Below are 21206 nucleotides of genomic sequence, written 5' to 3' on the forward strand. Positions count from 1 at the left end.
AGCTCCTGGTATGTTGTAGCTCAGTTCGGCTCCTTCCAGCTGGTTCAAGATATAGAGACGTTTCTGAGCAGAAGAGAGCGGATAATACTCGCTAGATTCTGCAGCCGGAATAGCCGTGAACGAGCCGATCTCCAGCCGCTCCATAGCCGCGGCCATTTCCTCAACCGTTGAGTAGCGGAATACGTCGCGAAGCGGGAATTCAACGCCTAGCTCCTTATGCATTTTGCTGACAAGCGTCGTCGCCCGCAGGGAGTGCCCGCCGAGGTCGAAGAAGTTGTCCGTTACGCCTACCGCCTTCTCCCGAACAAGCACATCCTGCCAAATGGCGGCCAGCTTCGCCTCCAGTTCGGTGCGCGGCGCCACGTATTCGCGGCCTCCGCCTGCTCCCCCTTCCGGTGCCGGCAGCGCCTTCCGGTCGATCTTTCCGTTCGGCGTCAGAGGCAGGCGCTCCAGCTCCACGAAGTACGACGGGATCATGTACCCCGGCAGCTCGCTGGCAATCGCCCGCTTCAGATCCGCCGCTGTCAAGCCTTCTTCCGCTGTATAATAAGCGCACAAAGCTTTCTGACCTTCTTGATCTTCCCTGACGACGACAACCGCTTCCTTCACGCCACCTACACTCAGCAGCTTCGCTTCGACTTCGCCTGTCTCAATCCGGTACCCCCGGATTTTCACCTGGTTGTCGATCCGGCCGATGAAGTCCACGTTGCCGTCCGGCATCCAGCGCGCCAGGTCGCCTGTCCGGTACAGCCGCTCCCCAGTGGCGAACGGGCTGTCTACGAATTTCTCCGCCGTCAAATCCGGGCGGTTCAAGTACCCGCGCGCCACTCCGACTCCGCCGATAACCAGCTCGCCCAACACCCCGATCGGCACCGGCTTCAGATTCGCATCCACGATGTAGAACTTGGCGTTCAGCCACGCTTTCCCGATCGGCACGCTGCCCGTCTTCGGCAGCTTTTCCAGAGGCTCGTCATAGAAGCTGGAGTCAATCGCCGCTTCCGTTACGCCGTAGCTGTTAATAATACGGAACTGCGAGCCGAAGCGCTCCTGCAAGGTGCGGTAATCCCCCACGCTGCAGCTGTCCGAGCTCGTGATCAACAGCTCCAACCGGCTCATATCCAGCCGCTGCTCGTGCACGTACTCCAGGAACGGCACGATCAGCGCCGGCGTCGATTCGAAGATGGTGACCCGCTCCCGCTCCATCCAGTGGTGCAGACGAGACGGATCGATCCGGTCGTCCTTCGGCACAATCACCATCGTGCCTCCGTTGTACAGCGTCCGCGCAATGTCGCCGACGAACACGTCGAACGAGAAGCTGGCGAGCTGCAGCAGCCGCACCGGGAACTGATCCAGGCGGTAGTCCCGACGGTAGCCCGCCGCCGTGTTCACCAGGCTACGGTGCTCGATCATCACGCCCTTCGGCTTGCCCGTCGTACCGGAGGTGTAGATGACGTAAGCCAAATCGCGCGGCTTGTTCACATTCGCCGGATTCGATGCGAGATCTGCCGCTAGTACGTTCTTCTCAGCTTCTGCCGTGGCGGACGTTTCGGCAGCCGCCGCTTGCGCCAAAGCCTCCGCCTCTGCGCCTGCTTCGCCCAAAGCTTGTACACCCACAGCCGCTTCCGACGCTCCGAGGTTGTACGTCGCGGCGTCGTCAAGCGCAAGCACCGTTTGCAGCACTAGAGCTCCGTCGCTGCGCCAAGCTTCCGCCTGCTCCAGCAGGCGGGTCTGCGTAAGCAGCACCGACGCCCCGCTGTCCGCGAGCATATACTCGATCCGCTCCGCCGGATAGTCCGGGTCGAGCGGCACATAAGCGCCGCCCGCTTTCCATACGGCGAGCACCCCGATCAACAGCTCCGCCGAACGATCGGCCAGAATGCCGACCACCTGCTCCGGCTTCACCCCACGCGCCCGCAGTGCATACGCCAGACGATTCGCTTTGGCGTTCAGCTCCGCATACGTCAGCTTGCTGTCTTCGTAGACAACCGCCAGCGCTTCCGGAGTGCGCTCCGCCTGCTCCTCGAACAGCTCGTGGAACGTTCTCTCTCTCCACGACTCATCCGCTTCCAAACCTGTACCCTCTGCGGCGGGTTGCTTCGCAAGAGCCGAAGACGACACGTCAAACCCGACCAGCAAATCATGTTTTTCGCTGTCCGTCAAGATATCCAAATCCGAAATCCGCGCACCCGGCTGAGCCAGGATCGATGTCAAAAGCTGCTCGTAATGTCCCGCCAGCCGTACCACCGTTTCCTGTCTAAACAACGAGGTAGCGTATTCGATCTTGCAAACCAGTTCGTTATCGGCTTCCACGATATCAAAGCTAAGGTCAAACTTTGCCGTCTTTTCCTCGATGTCGAACAGCGACCATTGCAAGCCTTCCAGGGTTAAATCCAAGCTTTCGTGCTTTTGCAAAGAAAACATGGTGTCAAACAGAGGATTCCGGCTTAAATCCCGGCTCACCTGAAGAGCTTCCACCAGCTCCTCGAACGGATAGTCTTGGTGCTCGTAGGCTCCAAGCGTTGTTTCCTTCACTTCCTGCAAGTAATCCAGGAACGTCCGCTCCGCCGCCGGACCCAAGCGAAGGGCCAGCGTATTGACGAACATACCGATAATCGGCTGCAGGTCGGCGTGAGAACGGGCGGCAATCGGAGTGCCGACCACTATATCTTCCTGTCCCGCGTATTTATGAAGCAATACGGAGTACGCAGCCAGCAGAAGCATGTACAGCGTCGCCCCTGAATCGCCGGCAAGCCGTTTGAGAGCTTCGCTTTTCTCCGCATCCAGCGTAAACGTGAGCGTTTGACCGTCAAACTGCTGCACGGCTGGGCGGGAGAAGTCGAGAGGCAGCTCAAGAACCGGAAGCTCGGAGCTGAATACCCCACGCCAGTATTCCTCCTGCCGTTTGATGCGCTGGCGCTGCTCCTCGGATTGCTGCCAAACGGCGTAATCCTTGTATTGAATCCGCAGCTCCGGCAATTCTTCCCCATTGTAAAGCCGCACGAATTCGCGCAGCAGCACGTCCATGGAAAGGCCGTCGGAACCAATATGATGAATATCCAGTGCGAGCAGGAATTTCTCTTTCTCCAGTTCGATCAGCAGGGCGCGCAGCAAAGGCGGCTGGGTCAAGTCAAAAGGCTGAATGAAGCCTTCAAGAATGGCCGCAACCTGATCTTCGCTTGCTTGAAGCTTTTCGACCTTGAAAGCTACGAGCGGATGAATACGCTGAACCGGCTCCCCATTCACGATTTCAAAACCGGTGCGCAGCATATCATGCCGGGCCACCAAAGTAGTCAGCGCCTTTTCCACTTTGGCCTCGTTCAAAGCCCCTTCCAACTGCAAGGCACTTGGGAGGTTGTAATTCAGCTCCGAGCCATCCAGCTGGTGCAGGACGTACAGCCTTTTTTGCGCGGAGGAAACCGGATAGTACGCTTTCTCTTCCGCTTTCGGAATTGAGCTGTGCCGCGTTTCTTCCAAGCTGGCAATAGCCCCGGCCATCGACTCTACCGTCGTATAGCGGAACACATCGCGCAGCGGAAGTTCGACGTTCATTTCCTTTTGAATCTTGCTGACAAGGTTCGTCGCCCGCAAGGAGTGGCCTCCGAGCTCGAAGAAATTGTCCAGGACTCCAATGCCGGAGTAGCCCAGCACTTCCTCCCAGATCTTCACAAGCTGGGACTCCATCCGGTTACGCGGTGCTACATATTCGACGCCCGTCTGCAAGCTGCCTTGCGGTTCCGGCAGCGCTTTGCGGTCTACTTTGCCATTGGCCGTCAGCGGCATGCGCTCCAGCTGCACGAAGTACGACGGGATCATGTACCCCGGCATTCCCTGGGCCAGCGAGGTTCTCATTTCGCTGACCGTCAGTGTCCGATCCGCCACAAAGTAGGCGACAAGCGCCTTCTCGCCCCCGCCGTCCTGACGGGCAAGCACCACCGCTTCTTCCACGCCCTCGACGTTCAGCAGCTGCGTCTCGATTTCGTCCAGCTCGATCCGGTACCCGCGGATTTTGACCTGGTGATCGATCCGGCCCAGGTATTCGATGTTGCCGTCCGGCAGCCAAGCCGCCAAGTCGCCCGAGCGGTACAGTTTCTCCCCCTCCGCAAACGGGGAATCGACGAACTTCTCCGCCGTCAGATCCGGGCGGTTCAGGTATCCTCTCGCAAGGCCTTCCCCGGCCACGTACATTTCGCCCGCTACGCCGATCGGCACAGGCCGGCGGCTTTCATCAAGGACGTACACCCTCAGCGTCGGGATCGGCTTGCCGATATTGCTCTTCGCCGCCTCCATTTCGACCCACGTTATTTCCTTATACGTCACGTGAACAGTCGTCTCGGTAATGCCGTACATATTGATCAGCTTCGTCTCCGGGTACTTCGTCTTGAAGCCCTTGAGCAGCAGCGGACTCAGCGCTTCGCCCCCGAAGATGACGTTGCGAATCCGCAAATCGTACGGATGGTCCGTCAAGACCTCGCGCAGCAGCTGGTAGAAGTACGTTGGCGTCTGGTTCAAAATGGTAACCTGTTCGCGGCCCAGCAGCGCCAGGAAATCGGCCGGATTTTTCGCCGTGAGCGGCGGTACGATGACCAGCTTGCCTCCGTACAGCAGCGCTCCGTACATTTCCCAGACGGAGAAATCGAAGCAGAACGAGTGGAACAGCGTCCACGTGTCGGACGGCCCGAAGTCGAACAGGTTCTTGTCATTGAACAGGAGGCGCACGACGTTCTTATGCTCGATCAGCGTTCCTTTTGGTCTGCCGGTCGTTCCCGACGTGTAGATGACATAAGCCAGGTTGACTGGCCCGGAAATCGGCTCCAGGTTCAAAGCGTCCAGCGCACTTTCGGAGTCCGCCCCTCTGTCGCCCCAAACGAAATTGTCCAATTCGAGGCGCGTTCCTGCGAAGTCGGTCTTCTCGTGCAGATGCTTTTGAATCAGCAATAACGGCGCACCCGAATCCTCGATCATGAAGCGGATGCGCTCCTCCGGGTAGTCGGGATCGACAGGCACGTATGCTCCGCCCGCTTTGAGAATCGCCAGAATGCCGACGACCATATCGAGCGAGCGTTCGGCCAGAATCGCTACCAGCTGGTCCGCTTCTACTCCCGTCTCCCGCAGCTTCCGCGCAAGGCGGTTGGATCGCTCGTTCAGCTCGCGGTAGGTCAGCTGCCGCTCGTTCATGACGGCGGCCACGTTGTCCGGGTAAAGCTCCGCCTGTTCTTCGAACAAGCCGTAAATCGTTTTCCCCCGCTCGAACCCGGTTTCGGTGTCATTAAATCGCTTCAGCAGCGTCTCCCTCTCGTCCGGGGACAGCACATCGGCTTGTCCAAGCTCCAGATCCGGCTGAAATAAAAGCGCGGACAGCAGCCGAACAAGATGGTCGGCCGCCTGTTCTACAAATGCCCGCTCGTACCGCTGCCCGTCAAAGCTTATTTCCAGCTCGATGGAGTGGTTTTGGCGGTCGAAGCGAAAAACCGTATCGGCCGCCACCCGGTTACCCAGCGGTTCCGGATGAATCGGGGCGAAGGATGCGACGGTGTTGACGACCGGGAGACCCTCCCCCGTATAGTCCAGATGGAGCGGCTCCACCATTTTCCGAAAAGGCAGGTGCTGATGCTCCAGCGCCTCGCCGATGGAGGCTTTGATGCCCCCGAGCAGCGTTCTCAGCGTAGTCTCGCGGCTTACGGACGTCTTGATCACCAAGATGTCATGCGGCGGCGGAGTCCCGTCGGGGTCTGCGCTATAAGAAGGCATCCCGACCAGCACTTGGTCCCGCCCGGTATATTTGAACAGCAGGCTTTTTACTCCTGCTAAAACAATCATGTACAAAGCCAAATCCGAACCGTTGGCAAGGCAAATGATTCTCTCCGAGATTTCGCTCGGCAGAGTACGGTGAAGCAAACCCGGCTCGGCCGCAGCTTCCCCGTCGGCCGATAATTTGGAGGATTGACTGTAGGGAAGGAAGCTCAGGCTGTCATCGGCGTCAAACTTGCCGCTCCAGTACCGTTCTTCCTTTTCAAACAAAGATTTCATTCGTACCTCCCCTAAAAATGAAGTGACCGCATGCCCCGGCGCAGGTCCGAAAAAGCTTGCTTTCGGCCTGCGCGTTTACGGGCTTGGACGTTGTTCGCCGTCTTCCTTGGGATGCGCGCCGCTTTCGTTTGACGGCGGAGGCGCGCTTGTAGGATTAGAACGCGAATTCGATCGTATCGACGGCACTCTTTGCGCCTGCCGCCGGTTTATGGCATTCAATCCGGCTTAGCTTGAGTTGTGGATTTTCCGCAATTTGAGACAGTACCCGCAGGTAATCCTCGGTCAAGGTGCGGATCATCGCTTCTTTGAACAGCTTGGTGGCGTAGAAGAAGCCCCCGCTCAGCGCCCCGTTGTTTTCATACATAAACAGCGTCAGATCGAACTTTGCTTCTTCCAAATGGTCAAGCTCGTAAGTCTTCAGGCTGACCCCTTCCAGCTCGGCGTCTCGTTCTTCGATATTTTGCAAGTCGAAAACGGCATCGAACAGCGGGAAGCGGCCCGGCTCCCGCTTCACATTCAAACGCTCCACGAGCTCCTCGAATGGATAATCCTGGTTCTCGAAAGCACCCAAAGCCGTTTCCTTCACTTCTTCCAGGTAGGACAAGAACGTCTTGTCGCCCGAAGGACGATTGCGGATCGCCAGCGTATTGACAAACATCCCGATGACCGGTTCCAAATCGGCGTTCGTTCTTCCCGCCACCGGGGTGCCCACGATCAAGTCCTCCTGCCCGCTGTACTTGGACAGCAGCACGGTATAAGCCGCAAGCAGCACCATGAACAGTGTGCTTTCACGCTCGGCCGCCAATTCGCGCAGCCGCGCAGAGAGAGAAGCTTCGACGTTGAACTCCAGATGCGCGCCTTCGTAGCTGCGAGCCGCGGACCGTTCGTAGTCGATCGGCAGGTCCGCCGTCGGCAGCTCGCCTTCGAAGGTTTGCAGCCAGTACGCTTCCTGCCGCCCGATCCGCTCTCGGTGGGCCTTCGACTGCTGCCAAACGGCATAATCCTTGTATTGAATGCGCAGTGGCGGCAGTTCTTCCCCGGCGTAGAAACTTGAGAACTCATCGATCACAATCGCCATCGATACGCCGTCAGACACCATATGGTGCATGTCGAAAAGGAGAATATGCAGGTTCGGCTCCAGCTCGATGACCCCGGCGCGCAGCAGCGGCGGCTTGCCGAGATCAAACGGTCGAATGAAGCTGCGGACGATCTGCTCGATTTGAGCCGCATCCTCTTTATCCGCTTGATGATGCTCGATAGCAAAATCGACCTGCGGGTAAATCCGCTGAACCGCTTCGCCCTTCACGATTTCAAAACCGGTGCGCAGCGATTCATGCCGTGTTATCAATTTCCGCAAGGCGGCTTCCAACCGGTCTAAATCAAACTCGCCTTCCACCTGCACCAGCTCCGGCATGTTGTAAAGCTGATCCGCTCCATCCAGCGTGTGCTGAATGAACAGCCGTTTCTGCGCGGAGGACAGAGGGTAGTACTCTCTCTCCTCCGCTTGAGGAATGGCCTCATGCTCCCGCCGTTCCATCCGGGCGATCGCCTCAGCCATCGCCGCAATCGTCGAGTGACGGAATACGTCGCGCAGCGGCAGGTTGACGTTTAATTCCTTAAATACCTTGCCCGCCAGCGTCGTCGCCCGCAGGGAGTGGCCGCCGATGTCGAAGAAGTTGTCGTGAACGCCAATCTCCTTCGCAAGCCCCAGCACCTCTTGCCAAATCGCCGCCAGCTTCGTTTCCAGCTCATTGCGCGGTGCGACGTACTCCGTTCCGCTTCCCGCTTCCCCTTCCGGCGCCGGCAGCGCCTTCCGGTCAATCTTTCCGTTCGGCGTCAGAGGCAGGCGCCCCAGCTCCACGAAGTACGATGGGATCATGTACCCCGGCAGCTCCTGCGCCAGCGCGCTGCGCAAATCGTTCACCGCCAACTCCGCTCCGGTATCCAGCGTGTAATACGCGCATAGCGCCTTCTGCCCGTTCGCGTCACTTCGAACCAGCACCACCGCTTCGCGCACGCCTTCCACCCGCAGCAGCTGCGACTCGATCTCGCCCGTCTCAATCCGGTACCCCCGGATTTTCGCCTGGTTGTCGATCCGGCCGATGAAGTCCACGTTGCCGTCTTCCATCCACCGCGCCAAGTCTCCCGTGCGGTACAGCCGCTCGCCCGCGGCGAACGGGCTGTCTACGAACTTCTCTTCCGTCAGCTCCGGACGGTTCAAGTACCCGCGGGCCACTCCGACTCCGCCGATGACCAGCTCGCCCAGCACCCCGACCGGCACCGGATTCAGATGCGCGTCAACAATGTAGAATTTCGCATTCAGCCACGCTTTGCCGATCGGCACATGGCCTGTCTGCGGCAGCTTCGCCAGCTCCTCGTCGTAGAAGCTGGAGTCGATCGCCGCTTCCGTCACGCCGTATGCGTTGATGATCCGGAACAACGAGCCGAAGCGTTCCTGCAAGGTCCGGTAATCCGCCACGCTGCAGCTGTCCGAACTCGTGATCAACAGCTCCAACCCGCTCATATCCAGCCGCTGCTCGTGCACGTACTCCAGGAACGGCACGATCAGCGCCGGCGTCGATTCGAAGATGGTGACCCGCTCCTGCTCAATCCAATGGTGCAGACGAGACGGATCAATCCGGTCGTCCTTCGGCACAATCACCATCGTGCCTCCGTTGTACAGCGTCCGCGCGATATCTCCCACGAAAACGTCAAACGAGAAGCTTGCGAGCTGCAGCAGCCGCACCGGGAACTGATCCAACCGGTATTCCCGCCGGTAGCCCGCCGCCGTATTCACCAGGCTGCGGTGCTCGATCATCACGCCCTTCGGCTTGCCCGTCGTTCCCGACGTATAGATCACGTACGCCAGATCCTCCGGACGGGCTTCATGGAAGCTGTTGGTGCCAACATTCTGATGGCTCTCATCACCGTCGTCCACAGCATCCGTCAGCTTGCCGGAGACCATGCCGGAGACAATCGGCGCATTCGCCCGCTCCTCGCTGTACGACGCTTCGTCGTCCAGGTACAGCACCGCCGCTAGCGCCAGCTCCTCTTCGCCGAGCCAGGCTTCAGCACGCTCTCGCAGCGCCGTTTGCGTCAGCAGCACCTTCGCTCCGCTGTCTTCAAGCATGAACCGCACGCGCTCCGCCGGGTAATCCGGGTCGAGCGGCACATACGCCCCGCCTGCTTTCCAGACGGCCAGCACGGCCACCAGCAAGTCCACCGAACGCTCGGCGAGAATGCCGACGATCGTCTCCCGGCCGATGCCGCTTGCGCGCACCGTGGTCGCCAAGCGGTTTGCCCGCTCGTTCAGCTCCGCATACGTCAGCCGGTCGTTCTCGTACACAACGGCCGTCTCTTCCGGCGTGCGCTCCGCTTGTTCTTCGAACAGCCGATGGAACGCGGCCGCAGGAGCCACTTCCGGCTGCGCCGGGTTAAACGCGCCGAGAATTTGTTCTTTTTCCTCTGCCGTCAGCAAGTTCAGCTCGGCGATCTTCGCATCCGGACGGCTTACGATCGTTACGAGCAGCTGTTCGTAATGTTTCGCCAGCCGTTCGATCGTCTCCCTTTTGTAGAGAGCCGTCGCATATTCGAAGCTGTAATCCAAGCCGCCGTTCTCCTCGCCCACATCCAAGCTGATATCAAACTTCGCGGTATCCAGTGCGCTCGGATAAGGAATCAGGCGAAGCCCTTCCAGCTCAAATTCCTCGTTCTCCGTATTCTGCATCGTAAACAGCGTGTCGAAGAGCGGATTGCGGCTTAAATCACGGGTGACTTGCACCTTGTCCACCAATTCTTCGAACGGATAGTTTTGATGCTCGAAGGCGTGGAGGGTCGTTTCTTTGACTTCGTTCAGGTATGACAGGAATGTCTTCTCCGAAGCCGGATAACTGCGGATAGCCAGCGTGTTTAAGAAAATCCCGATCAACGGCTGTACATCTCCATGATTCCTTCCAGCAATCGGTGTACCGACGATCACGTCTTCCTGACCTGAATATTTATGCAAAAGGACGTTATACGCCGCAAGCAGCACCATAAACAGCGTCGTGCCCGTTTCCGAGGCCAGCTGCTTCAGGCCGTCGGTTTTCGAAGCGTCGAAGAAAAACTCCAGCGTTTGGCCTTCGTAGCTCTGCACGGCCGGACGCGGATAGTCGGTCGGCATTTCCAGCACCGGAAGCTCGCCTTGGAACATGTCCAGCCAGTATGCCTCCTGGCGCTGAAGCCGTTCCTTCTGCTCCTGCGAATGCTGCCAAACGGTGTAGTCTTTGTACTGAATGCGCAGAGGCTCCAATTGCTCGCCGCCGTACAAGCGGACGAATTCTTCAACAAAGATTTCCATCGATACGCCGTCGGAAATAATATGATGCATGTCGTACATTAGAATATGGCGTTCCGGAGCCAGCTCGACAAGGCCTACCCTCAGCAGCGGAGGCTTCGCCAAGTCAAACGGACGGACGAAACGACGAACCGTCTCTTCGGCCTCTTGCTTATCCGCTCGATAAAACTCCACGGCAACATTCACGTCCTGATAAATCCGCTGCGATGCTTCGCCATCCACCATTTCGAACCCGGTGCGCAGCGTTTCATGCCGCGTCACGAGCTTACGGAACGCTTCTTCGAACCTTGCCCGGTCCAAAGCACCCTCCAGCAGCATCGCTTCCGGCATGTTGTAGCTAAGCTCCGCGCCTTCCAGTTGATTCAGGATAAAGAGACGTTTTTGAGCAAAAGATTGCGGGTACACCTCTCGGTCATCCGCCACCGGAATGGAAACGAATGTCTGCTCATCCAGCCGGGAAATGGCGGCCGCCATGCTCTCGATGGTGGAATGGCGGAACACGTCGCGCAGCGGCAGATCCACGTTCAACTCTTTATGAATCTTGCTGACCAGCGTCGTCGCCCGCAGGGAGTGGCCGCCGATGTCGAAGAAATTGTCGTGAACGCCAATCTCCTTCGCAAGCCCCAGCACCTCTTGCCAAATCGCCGCCAGCTTTGTTTCCAGCTCATTGCGCGGTGCGACGTACTCCGTTCCGCTTCCCGCTTCCCCTTCCGGCGCCGGCAGCGCCTTCCGGTCAATCTTTCCGTTCGGCGTCAGAGGCAGGCGCTCCAGCTCCACGAAGTACGACGGGATCATGTACCCCGGCAACTCCTGCGCCAGCGCGCTGCGCAGATCGTTTACTGCCAGCTCCGCTCCGGTATCCGGCGTGTAATACGCGCATAGCGCCTTCTGCCCGTTCGCGTCACTTCGAACCAGCACCACCGCTTCGCGTACGCCTTCCACCCGCAGCAGCTGCGACTCGATCTCGCCCGTCTCGATCCGGTACCCCCGGATTTTCGCCTGGTTGTCGATCCGGCCGATGAAGTCCACGTTGCCGTCTTCCATCCACCGCGCCAAGTCTCCCGTGCGGTACAACCGCTCGCCCGTGGCGAACGGGCTGTCTACGAACTTCTCTTCCGTCAACTCCGGACGGTTCAAGTACCCGCGCGCCACTCCGACTCCGCCGATAACCAGCTCGCCCAGCACCCCGACCGGCACCGGGTTCAGATGCACGTCCACGATGTAGAACTTGGCGTTCAGCCATGCTTTGCCGATCGGCACATGGCCTGTCTGCGGCAGCTTCGCTAGCTCCTCGTCGTAGAAGCTGGAGTCGATCGCCGCTTCCGTCACGCCGTATGCGTTGATGATCCGGAACAACGAACCGAAGCGCTCCTGCAAGGTCCGGTAATCCCCCACGCTGCAGCTGTCCGAGCTCGTGATCAACAGCTCCATCCAGCTCATATCGAGCCGCTGCTCGTGCACATACTCTAGGAACGGCACGATCAGCGCTGGCGTCGATTCGAAGATGGTGACCCGCTCCCGCTCAATCCAGTAGTGCAGACGAGACGGATCGATCCGGTCGTCCTTCGGCACGATGACCATGGTGCCGCCATTGTACAGCGTCCGCGCAATGTCGCCGACGAACACGTCGAACGAGAAGCTGGCGAGCTGCAGCAGCCGCACCGGGAACTGATCCAACCGGTATTCCCGCCGGTAGCCCGCCGCCGTGTTCACCAGGCTGCGGTGCTCGATCATCACTCCCTTCGGCTTGCCCGTCGTTCCCGACGTGTAGATTACGTAAGCCAGATCCTCCGGACGGGCTTCATAGAAGCTGTCGGTGCCAACATTCTGAGGGCTCTCATCACCGTCGTCCACAGCATCCGTCAGCTTGCTGGAAATGCCGAAGACAATCGGCGCATTCGCCCGCTCCTCGCTGTACGACGCTTCGTCGTCCAGGTACAGCACCGCCGCTAGCGCCAGCTCCTCTTCGCCGAGCCAGGCTTCGGCACGCTCTCGCAGCGCCGTTTGCGTCAGCAGCACCTTCGCTCCGCTGTCCTCAAGCATGAACCGCACGCGGCCCGCCGGATAATCCGGGTCAAGCGGCACATACGCCCCACCCGCTTTCCAGATGGCCAGCACGGCCACCAGCAAGTCCACCGAACGCTCGGCGAGAATGCCGACGATCGTCTCCCGGCCGATGCCGCTTGCGCGCAGCGTGGCCGCCAAGCGGTTTCCCCGCTCGTTCAGCTCCGCATACGTCAGCCGGTCGTTCTCGTACACGACGGCCGTCTCTTCCGGCGTGCGCTCCGCCTGTTCCTCAAACAGCCGGTGGAACGCGGCCGCAGGAGCCACTTCCGGCTGCGCCGGGTTAAACGCGCCGAGAATTTGTTCTTTTTCCTCTGCCGTCAGCAAGTTCAGCTCGGCGATCTTCGCATCCGGACAGCTTACGATCGCCGCAAGCAAATGTCCGAAATGAGTCGACAACCGCCGGATCGTGCTTTCTTTATAAAGAGCCGTTGCGAATTCAAAGCTGCACTCCAGGCCGCCGTTTTCTTCCGTAACATCCACACTCAGGTCGAACTTGGCCGTACCGTATTCGCTAGGGTACGGGGACAATTTCAGCCCTTCCAGCTCAAACTCTTTATCCTCCAAGTTTTGCAGGGAGAACATCGTGTCAAACAGCGGATTGCGGCTCAAATCCCGGCTGACCTGCACTTTATCGACGAGCTCTTCGAACGGATAATTCTGATGCTCGTAAGCACCTAAGGTCGTTTCTTTCACTTCTTCCAGATACGACAGGAAGGTCTTCTCCGAAGCCGGATAATTGCGGAGCGCCAGCGTATTGACGAACATTCCGATCAAAGGCTGCGTGTCTCCGTGCGTTCTGCCCGCAATCGACGTTCCGACGATCAAATCGTCCTGACCTGTGTATTTATGCAAAAGCACGGTATATGCCGCAAGCAGCACCATATACAGCGTCGTTCCTCTTTGAGCGGCCAGTTGCTTCAAGCCTTCGTTTGTTGCCTCGTCCACGAAGGACGTCAGCGTTTGTCCCTCAAAGCTCTGCACGGCAGGACGCGGATAGTCCGTCGGCATTTCCAGAACCGGCAGTTCACCCCGGTAACGGTCCAGCCAGTAAGCTTCCTCGCGTTTCAACTGCGCTTTTTGCTCGTCCGACTGCTGCCATACCGCATAGTCCTTGTATTGAATGCGCAAAGGCTCTAATGACTCGCCACCGTACAGACGAACGAGTTCCTCGACTAACACGTCCATCGAAACCCCGTCGGAGACGATATGGTGCATGTCGAACATCAGCAAATAACGTTCGGTTGCGAGCTCTACGAGCTCCACCCGCAGCAGCGGAGGCTTCGCCAAGTCGAAAGGTCGGATGAAGGCCTGCACGACTTCAGGCGCTTCTTCCTCGCTCGCATGACGGTACTCGACGGCAAAGTCGACGCTCTCGTAAATGCGCTGTACTGCTTCGCCTTGTACGATCTCAAAGCCGGTTCGTAGCGTTTCGTGCCGTACGATCAGTCCGCGGAAAGCCTTCTCCAGCAGGCTCCGGTCAATCGATCCTTCCAGCAGCAGCACGCCCGGCATGTTGTAGCTCTGATCGGACCCTTCTAGCTGATTCAGGATAAACAGCCGCTTCTGAGCTGAGGAAAGCGGATAATATTCTCTTACGCCTGCCAGCGGAATCGATGAGAATGACTGCTCTCCGATCCGGGTGATGGCGAGAGCCATCTCTTCGATCGTCGAGTAGCGGAATACGTCGCGCAGAGGCAGCTCGACGTTCAGCTCCTGATGCACCTTGCTCACCAGTGTCGTCGCCCGCAGGGAATGGCCGCCCAGGTCGAAGAAGTTGTCATGAACGCCGATGTGCTCCAATCCGAGTACGCTTTTCCAAATTCCGGCCAAGCTGGCTTCCAGCGGAGTACGAGGCGGAGTACGTCCTTCGCCCGGCTGCAAGCTCTCCTCCGGCGCCGGGAGGGATCGGCGGTCGACCTTGCCGTTCGCCGTCAGCGGGAGCTGCTCCAACTGGATCAGGTACGCCGGGATCATGTAGGCCGGCAGTTCCTGGGAAATCACGCTCTTCAGCTCGGCCGCTGGAAGCTCGCGGTCCGCTTCATAATAGGCGCAAAGCTGCTTCTCGCCGAAGGCGTTTTCCCTCGCGAATACCGTCGTTTTCCGAATTCCCTCCACTTTCTGAAGCTGAGCTTCGATCTCGCCCAGTTCAATACGGAAGCCGCGGATTTTCACTTGGTCGTCCGTCCGTCCCACGTATTCGATCGTGCCGTCCGGCAGCCATTTGGCCAAATCCCCCGTTCGGTACATGCGCTCTCCCGGCACAAACGGATTGTCGACAAATTTCTCCGCCGTCAGCTCCGGCCGGTTGTTGTAGCCCCGTACCAAGCCTTCTCCGCCGACGCAAAGCTCTCCAGCCACGCCGATCGGCAGAAGCTTATTCCGGCTGTCGACGATATACACCGTCGTATTGCTGATCGGCCGTCCGATGGGTACGGTAACCGCCGACTCATCGACAAAGTCGACCGGAAGGTACGTGGTATAAACCGTGCTTTCCGACGGGCCGTACAGATGGTTGAGCCTGCCCGGTCCGATATGGGCGAGCGCTTGACGTACATGGCCGACCGACACGCGCTCTCCTCCAAACAAAATCGCCCGGACATCCCGCAGGCAGTCGACGTTCACATCTACAAGGACGTTGAAGTAAGCCGTCGTAATCAGCATGACCGAGATGCGCTCGTGCTGGATGAGATCCGCCAGCCGGCCGATTTCCAGCAAAGTCTCGCGGGGAACCAGCACCAGCCGCGCCCCATTGGTCAAAGCGCCGAAAATATCGAAAATCGCTCCGTCGAACGAATAGCTTGAAAGCTGGAGGACATGATCCCGCTCGGTGATGTCGATATAATTCGTATTTCGCACGATCCGCACGATGTTGCGGTGCGAAACAAGGTTGCCTTTCGGCTTGCCCGTCGTACCTGACGTATAGATGACGCAGGCCAGATCTGTCGCTTCGGTGCCCGGATTAAGATTTGTGCCGTCCTCGTGATAGAAGGACTCGTCATCCAGTAAGATCACGGATCCCGAACCCGCCAGGCGCTCGCGCAAGCGGCTTTGCGTCAGCATGACCTGCGCTCCCGAATCCTCGATCAAGAAACGGATACGCTCCTCGGGATATTCCGGGTCAATCGGTACGTAAGCCGCTCCGGCTTTGTGTGCCGCCAGCATACCCACCACCATTTCGATGGAACGCTCAGCCATAATGGCGACCAGACGGCCTTTGGATATCCCGTGGCTACGCAAGGTACGGGCAAGGCGATTGACGCGTTCGTTCAGCTCGCGGTAGGTCAGCTCTTGCTCATTCAAGGAGATGGCAGCTGCATCCGGGATGCGCTCCGCCTGCTCTTCGAACAATTGAATGAGCGTCTTCCCGCGCGGAAATTCCGTGATGGTGTCGTTAAAACGTCCGAGAAGGTCGGCCTTTTCCGCCTCCGTCACAAGTTCCAGCTCGCCCACTGTAATTTCCGGGTTATCCGTCACCTGCTCCAGCAGATGGACGAGATGCCCCTTGAGCCGCTCGATGCTGTCTTTATCGAGCACCTCTGCGTTAAAGTCGAACCGAATTTCGATCTCGTCTCCCGGCACCACGGTCACGTTGAAGTTATAATTCGTCTGCTCCTCCATCTGAACGTCAGCGATCGTCAGGTCTCCGTGCTGCTGGTCGCCCGCCTGCTCCATCTGCTCGTCCACCGGATAGTTCTCGAAAGCGATGATATGGTTGATCAGGTTCTGCTTTTGCACGCTGTGGGCTTGAATTTCATACAGCGGATAGTAATCATAACGCCCAGACTCCAGCGCCCGCTCTTGGAGCTTCGCCATCAGGTCGGCGAACACGGTGTCCGCTTCGCTCGTGACGCGGACCGGCACCGTATTGATGAACAGCCCGATCATGGACTCGATGCCCGGGATTTCCGCCGGTCTTCCGGCTACGACGCTGCCGAATACGGCATCGCTTGTCCCGTTATATTTTTGCAGCATCACGCCCCAAGCGGCTTGCAGCAGCGTATTGACCGTAACCAGGCGCTGTTTCGCCACCCGGTCCATTCGCTCGCTCAAGTCCTTGCCGAGCTCGGCGGTGACGTGATCAGCCGTAAATCTGCCGTTTGGCGCCGGTTCCTTTTGTCCTGGGAGTACGGTTTGCCCTTCATAACCTGCCAGGAATGCCGTCCAATAGCCGGATGCCGCCTGATCGTCCTGTTTCTCCAACCATTCGATATAAGCGCCATAATCCGATCCCTTATCTCCCGCTGGTTGCTTGCCGGATGCCAAAGCCGAATACGTCTCAAACAGCTCCTGCGTCAGCTGCGGCAGGCACCAGCCGTCCATCAAAATATGCTGGAAACTCCACAGCACATGATAGCTTTGCTCTTCGGTGCGCAGGATCGTAACCCGAACGAGCGCGTCATGTTCCAGGTCGAAGCCGCGAAGCTTGTCATCCTCGGCCTTTTTATCCAAATACGCTTGTTTCTCGTCCGCCTGCAAATGGAGCAGCTCTTCATATTCAAAGCCGACCGTCTTGTCGCGGTATATGATTTGCAGCGGCTCGCCCGCCGGTCCTTTCACAAAATTTGCCCGCAGCACCAGATGACGTTTCGCAAGCTCCATCCAGCTCCTCTCGAAAAGCTGGACGTCGAGTGCTCCCCGCATCGTAAACCGCGTTTGCTCGAAGTAAGCGGCCGTCTGCCGGTCAAGCGCGCTGTGGAACCACATGCCCTTCTGCATCGGCGTAAGCGAGTAAATATTTTCGATTTCCCCGAGATGGCCCGAGCGCTGGGCGATTTGCTCCAATTCCGCGATGGTCAAGCCTTTAAATTGCACGTCGCTCGGCGTCAATTCGGTGTTTTCTTTGCCTGCGCAGTGGGTAATGAGCTCTCGGAGACTTTGCTCAAGCCGCTGAGCGAAGGCTTCCATCGTTTCCTTGCGATACTGCTTCCGGCTGTAGCTGAGATCGAGCGATAAAGCGCCGTCCAGCACCATGCCGTTGATATCCAGCACAAAGCTGCGGGCCTGCCGGTCGCTGGCCGGGCTGCCGCTGGAATAAGAAGATATGCCGATCTCGTCCTGGTTGACATCATCGTCGAACTGGCCGAGGTAGTTAAAATTAATTTCCGGCTCTGCACCCCAAACAAAGCCATCCTCCGATTTGGAGAGATAGCGGCATACGCCGTACCCAAGCCCTTTGTTCGGAATGCGGCGCAAACTTTCCTTGACCTGTTTAATCTGATAGGCCAAATCCCGGTCGGTTTCCGGCTCCAGGACGACCGGAAACTTGGTCGTAAACCAGCCGACTGTGCGCGTGATGTCGATATCCGTTCCGATCGATTCGCGTCCGTGTCCTTCGAGATTGATCCGCACCCGTTCGTGTCCCGTCCACTTGCGAATGGCTATGCCGAGCGCCGTTACCAAAATATCGTTCATTTCGGTGTTGTAGGCCCGGTGAACCCGCTTCAGCAGCAGTTCCGTTTCTTCGGGAGTCAAACAGACGAACAGCGATTCGCTGTCCTGCTGCGTCGTAACGTCCGCCTCCAGATCCTTCGGCACGGCCGGAACCGCAATTTGTTCCACGGCCTGCCAATAGGCCCGTTCCTTCGCCATCTCCGGGCTTTGCACGTAAGCGGCCAACTGCTCGGACCAAGTGCGGTACGCATCCGTTTTCGCCGGGAAACGAATTTCCTCACTTTTGCCGGCCTGCTCGTAACCCAGGGCGAAATCCTCCATCAAAATACGCCAAGACACGCCGTCCACCACGGCATGATGAACCGCGAGCAGCAAATGATCGCCGTCCGCGCATCGGAACAGTCCTGCCTTCACGAGGGGCCCGTTCTCCAGATCGATGCCCGCTTGAATGTCCGTTGCCTTCGCTTCCACAGCCTGCGCGGTATTCTCTGCATCCTTGAAGTCGAACACGTCCAGCGTGAACAGCCCGCCTTCTTGAATCGCACGGTTCCGCGCGCTAAACCCTTGTTCCGTTTTGCGGAACACCATCCGCAAGGCGTCATGATGCTCGGCCAGCTTTTGCAGCACCTGACGCACCGTCTCTTCGTCGAAGCGTTCCTTCCGGTACAGTATCACCGACTGGTTGAAATGATGCGGGTCCGCAAAGGAGCTCTCGAAAAACCAATGCTGAATCGGCGTCAGCGCCGTTTCACCCGTTATTTCGCCTTGATCGATGGTACGTCCGATCGGTTTCACATGCAGGCTGAGCTGTGAGATAGTCGGATATTTGAACAAATCCCGGATTTCCAGCTTGTACCCGGCTTGATGAAGCCGCGAAGATACTTGAATGGACTTGATCGAGTCTCCGCCCAGCTCGAAGAAATGATCCGTTACCCCAACGCGATCGGCGTTCAATACCGCCTGCCACACATCGGCAAGCGTCCGCTCGGCTTCATTGCGGGGAGCTACGTACGCGCCGCCGGTCAGTGCGTTTCCTTCCGGGACGGGCAAAGCCTTGCGGTCGATTTTGTCGTTCGGCGTGAGCGGCATCCGCGGAAGCTGAACAAAATGCGCCGGAATCATGTAATTCGGCAATTTTTGCGCCAGCGCGCTTCTCAACTCGCCGAGCGTAAGCGGGTGGCCCGCGACCAGGTAAGCGCACAGTTCTTGCCCGCTTTTGCCTTCCCGCGCGATTACGATCGTCTCCTGCACGGAGTCGATCTTTAGAAGCTGCTCTTCAATCTCGCCGATCTCGATCCGGAATCCACGGATTTTCACCTGATGATCGATCCGGCCCAAGTACTCAATATTTCCGTCCGACAGCCAGCGGGCGAGATCTCCCGTCCGGTAAAGGCGTTCTCCCGGCGCAAACGGATGTTCCACGAACTTCTCTGCCGTCAGCTCCGGATGGTTCAGGTAACCTCTCGCAAGCCCCACGCCTGCCACACACAGCTCGCCGTCCACTCCCGGAGGCACAAGCTGCAGGTGGGCATCCAAAATAAAAATCCGGTGATTGGCCAGCGGGCGCCCAATCGGAATGACTCTGCGCTCCGACTGCTCCTCATCCGCATCCCAAAGCGTCGTAACAATCGAAGCTTCGGTAGGGCCGTAAGCATTGAAATAGTGGACCTTCGGTTTCCATTGCTGCACGAATTCGGCCGATACCGCAGAGCCTCCCGTTACGAGCTTCGTTAAGCTGGGAAGGCGGTCCGGGTTCAAATAAGCGCTGTACGTTGGAGGCAAAATCGCCGCCGTAATCGCATGCTCGTTCATATAACTCTCGAACAAGCGGGTGTCGAGAATCGTCTCGGCCGTCGGGATATACAAAGCCGCGCCAAAATAGAGCGCTTTGAACATTTCCCAGCAGGACGCGTCGAACGACAGGCTGGCGAATTGAACGATCCGGTCATGCTCCGTGATGCCCAGCCTGTCCGCGAACATCAGCTTCAAGCTGACCAAACCGCGATGCTCCAGCATGACCCCTTTGGGTTTGCCCGTCGTACCTGACGTATAGATGACATAAGCCAGATCATTCGGACCGCTGGCCGGCTTCAAGTTCGAGCCATCGTCGCTGTAGGCCTGCTCGTCATCCAGCGCCAACACGTTTCCTTCGAACGGCACCTGCTGCAGCAGCTCCCTTTGAGTCAGCAGCAGCTGCGCGTTCGAGTTCTCCAGAATATAGCGGATGCGTTCTTCCGGGTATTCCGGGTCGATCGGCACGTAGGCACCGCCAGCTTTCAGAACCGCCAGTATGCCAACGACCGTCTCCAGTGATCTCCTGGCCATCAAGCCTACCAGCTGATTGGGCAGCACACCGACCGATCGCAGCGTCCGCGCCAGCCGGTTCGCCCGTTCGTTCAGCTCCGCGTACGAAAGCCGCCGACCCTCAAAGACAACCGCCGTCGCTTCGGGCACCCGCTTCGCCTGCTCCTCCACGAGTTGATGAATCGTCCGATCACGGGGATAGTCCTTCTCGGTATCGTTAAAGCTTTGCAACAATTGAAATTTCTCGTCCTCCGATAGCATGTCCGCCCGCACGATGTCAAGCTCCAACTCGTGAAGCCCCACGGCCAGCAGGCGATTCAGATGGCCAACGACCCGAGTCATGAACTCGGAGTCATATAAGTGCTCGTTATATGACAACGCTAGCTGTATCGTCCCGCCCGTTAAGCTGAATTCAAAGGAACAATCCGTGACCACGTTTTGTCCGATTTCGTCCAGGTGCAGCTCCTTAAGGGATACTAGCGTATGGACGACGGGTATCCCGTCTGCATATTGCAGATCCAGCTTCTCCGTCATTTTCAAGAACGGAATATGTTGATGCTGAATCGCTTCCGGCAAGGAAGTCCTCAGCTCGCTCAGAAGCGTTTTAAAAGTCGCACCCGCCGAAAGCGAGTTTTTCAAAATGATCGTATGATTAACGGATCGGCGCGTCTCCGTCGGTTTCCGTACAACCGGCATGCCGACCAGAATGTCAGAAGCGCCTGTATATTTATGCAAGAGGGACTGAACACCTGCGAGCAAAATCATAAAAGTGGCCAGCGGAGCGCCCTTGCTCATTTGAAGGACGCGCTGCGCCACTTCCTCCGAAAGCGTCCCACCGACGGTTGTCATAATGGGCGTCAGGGAGCTTGGAGCTTTGCTGTAAGGCAGCCGCGTCAAGGTATAATCGTCGCTACCGAATTTTTCGTTCCAAAACAACGTTTCTTTTTCAAAAGCCATCTGGATCGTTCCCCTCTCTTCATCGGTAAAAGCAATCCGGCGGAGCATATGCAGCAGCAACGCTCCAGCCTCGCTCTCCGCCTTTTCAAACATGTGCCAACAATGTCAATGGCTTTCGCCAGGT

Annotated in this window: 2 protein-coding genes; both read right to left on the reverse strand. The window is 58.0% G+C overall.

Annotated elements, in window-relative coordinates:
- Positions 1–6027, reverse strand: a 6027-nt coding sequence (locus C400_RS26270) for a non-ribosomal peptide synthetase (protein ID WP_017427758.1), incomplete at its 3' end; no start/stop codon positions are given.
- Between the two features lie 154 nt (positions 6028–6181).
- Positions 6182–21175: a non-ribosomal peptide synthetase gene (locus C400_RS26460; protein ID WP_017427759.1), complete on the reverse strand. Its 14994-nt coding sequence runs from the start codon at positions 21173–21175 to the stop codon at positions 6182–6184.
- Positions 21176–21206 lie beyond the last annotated feature (31 nt).

Source organism: Paenibacillus sp. ICGEB2008 (assembly GCF_000307675.1).
GTDB classification, from domain to species: Bacteria; Bacillota; Bacilli; order Paenibacillales; family Paenibacillaceae; genus Paenibacillus; species Paenibacillus polymyxa.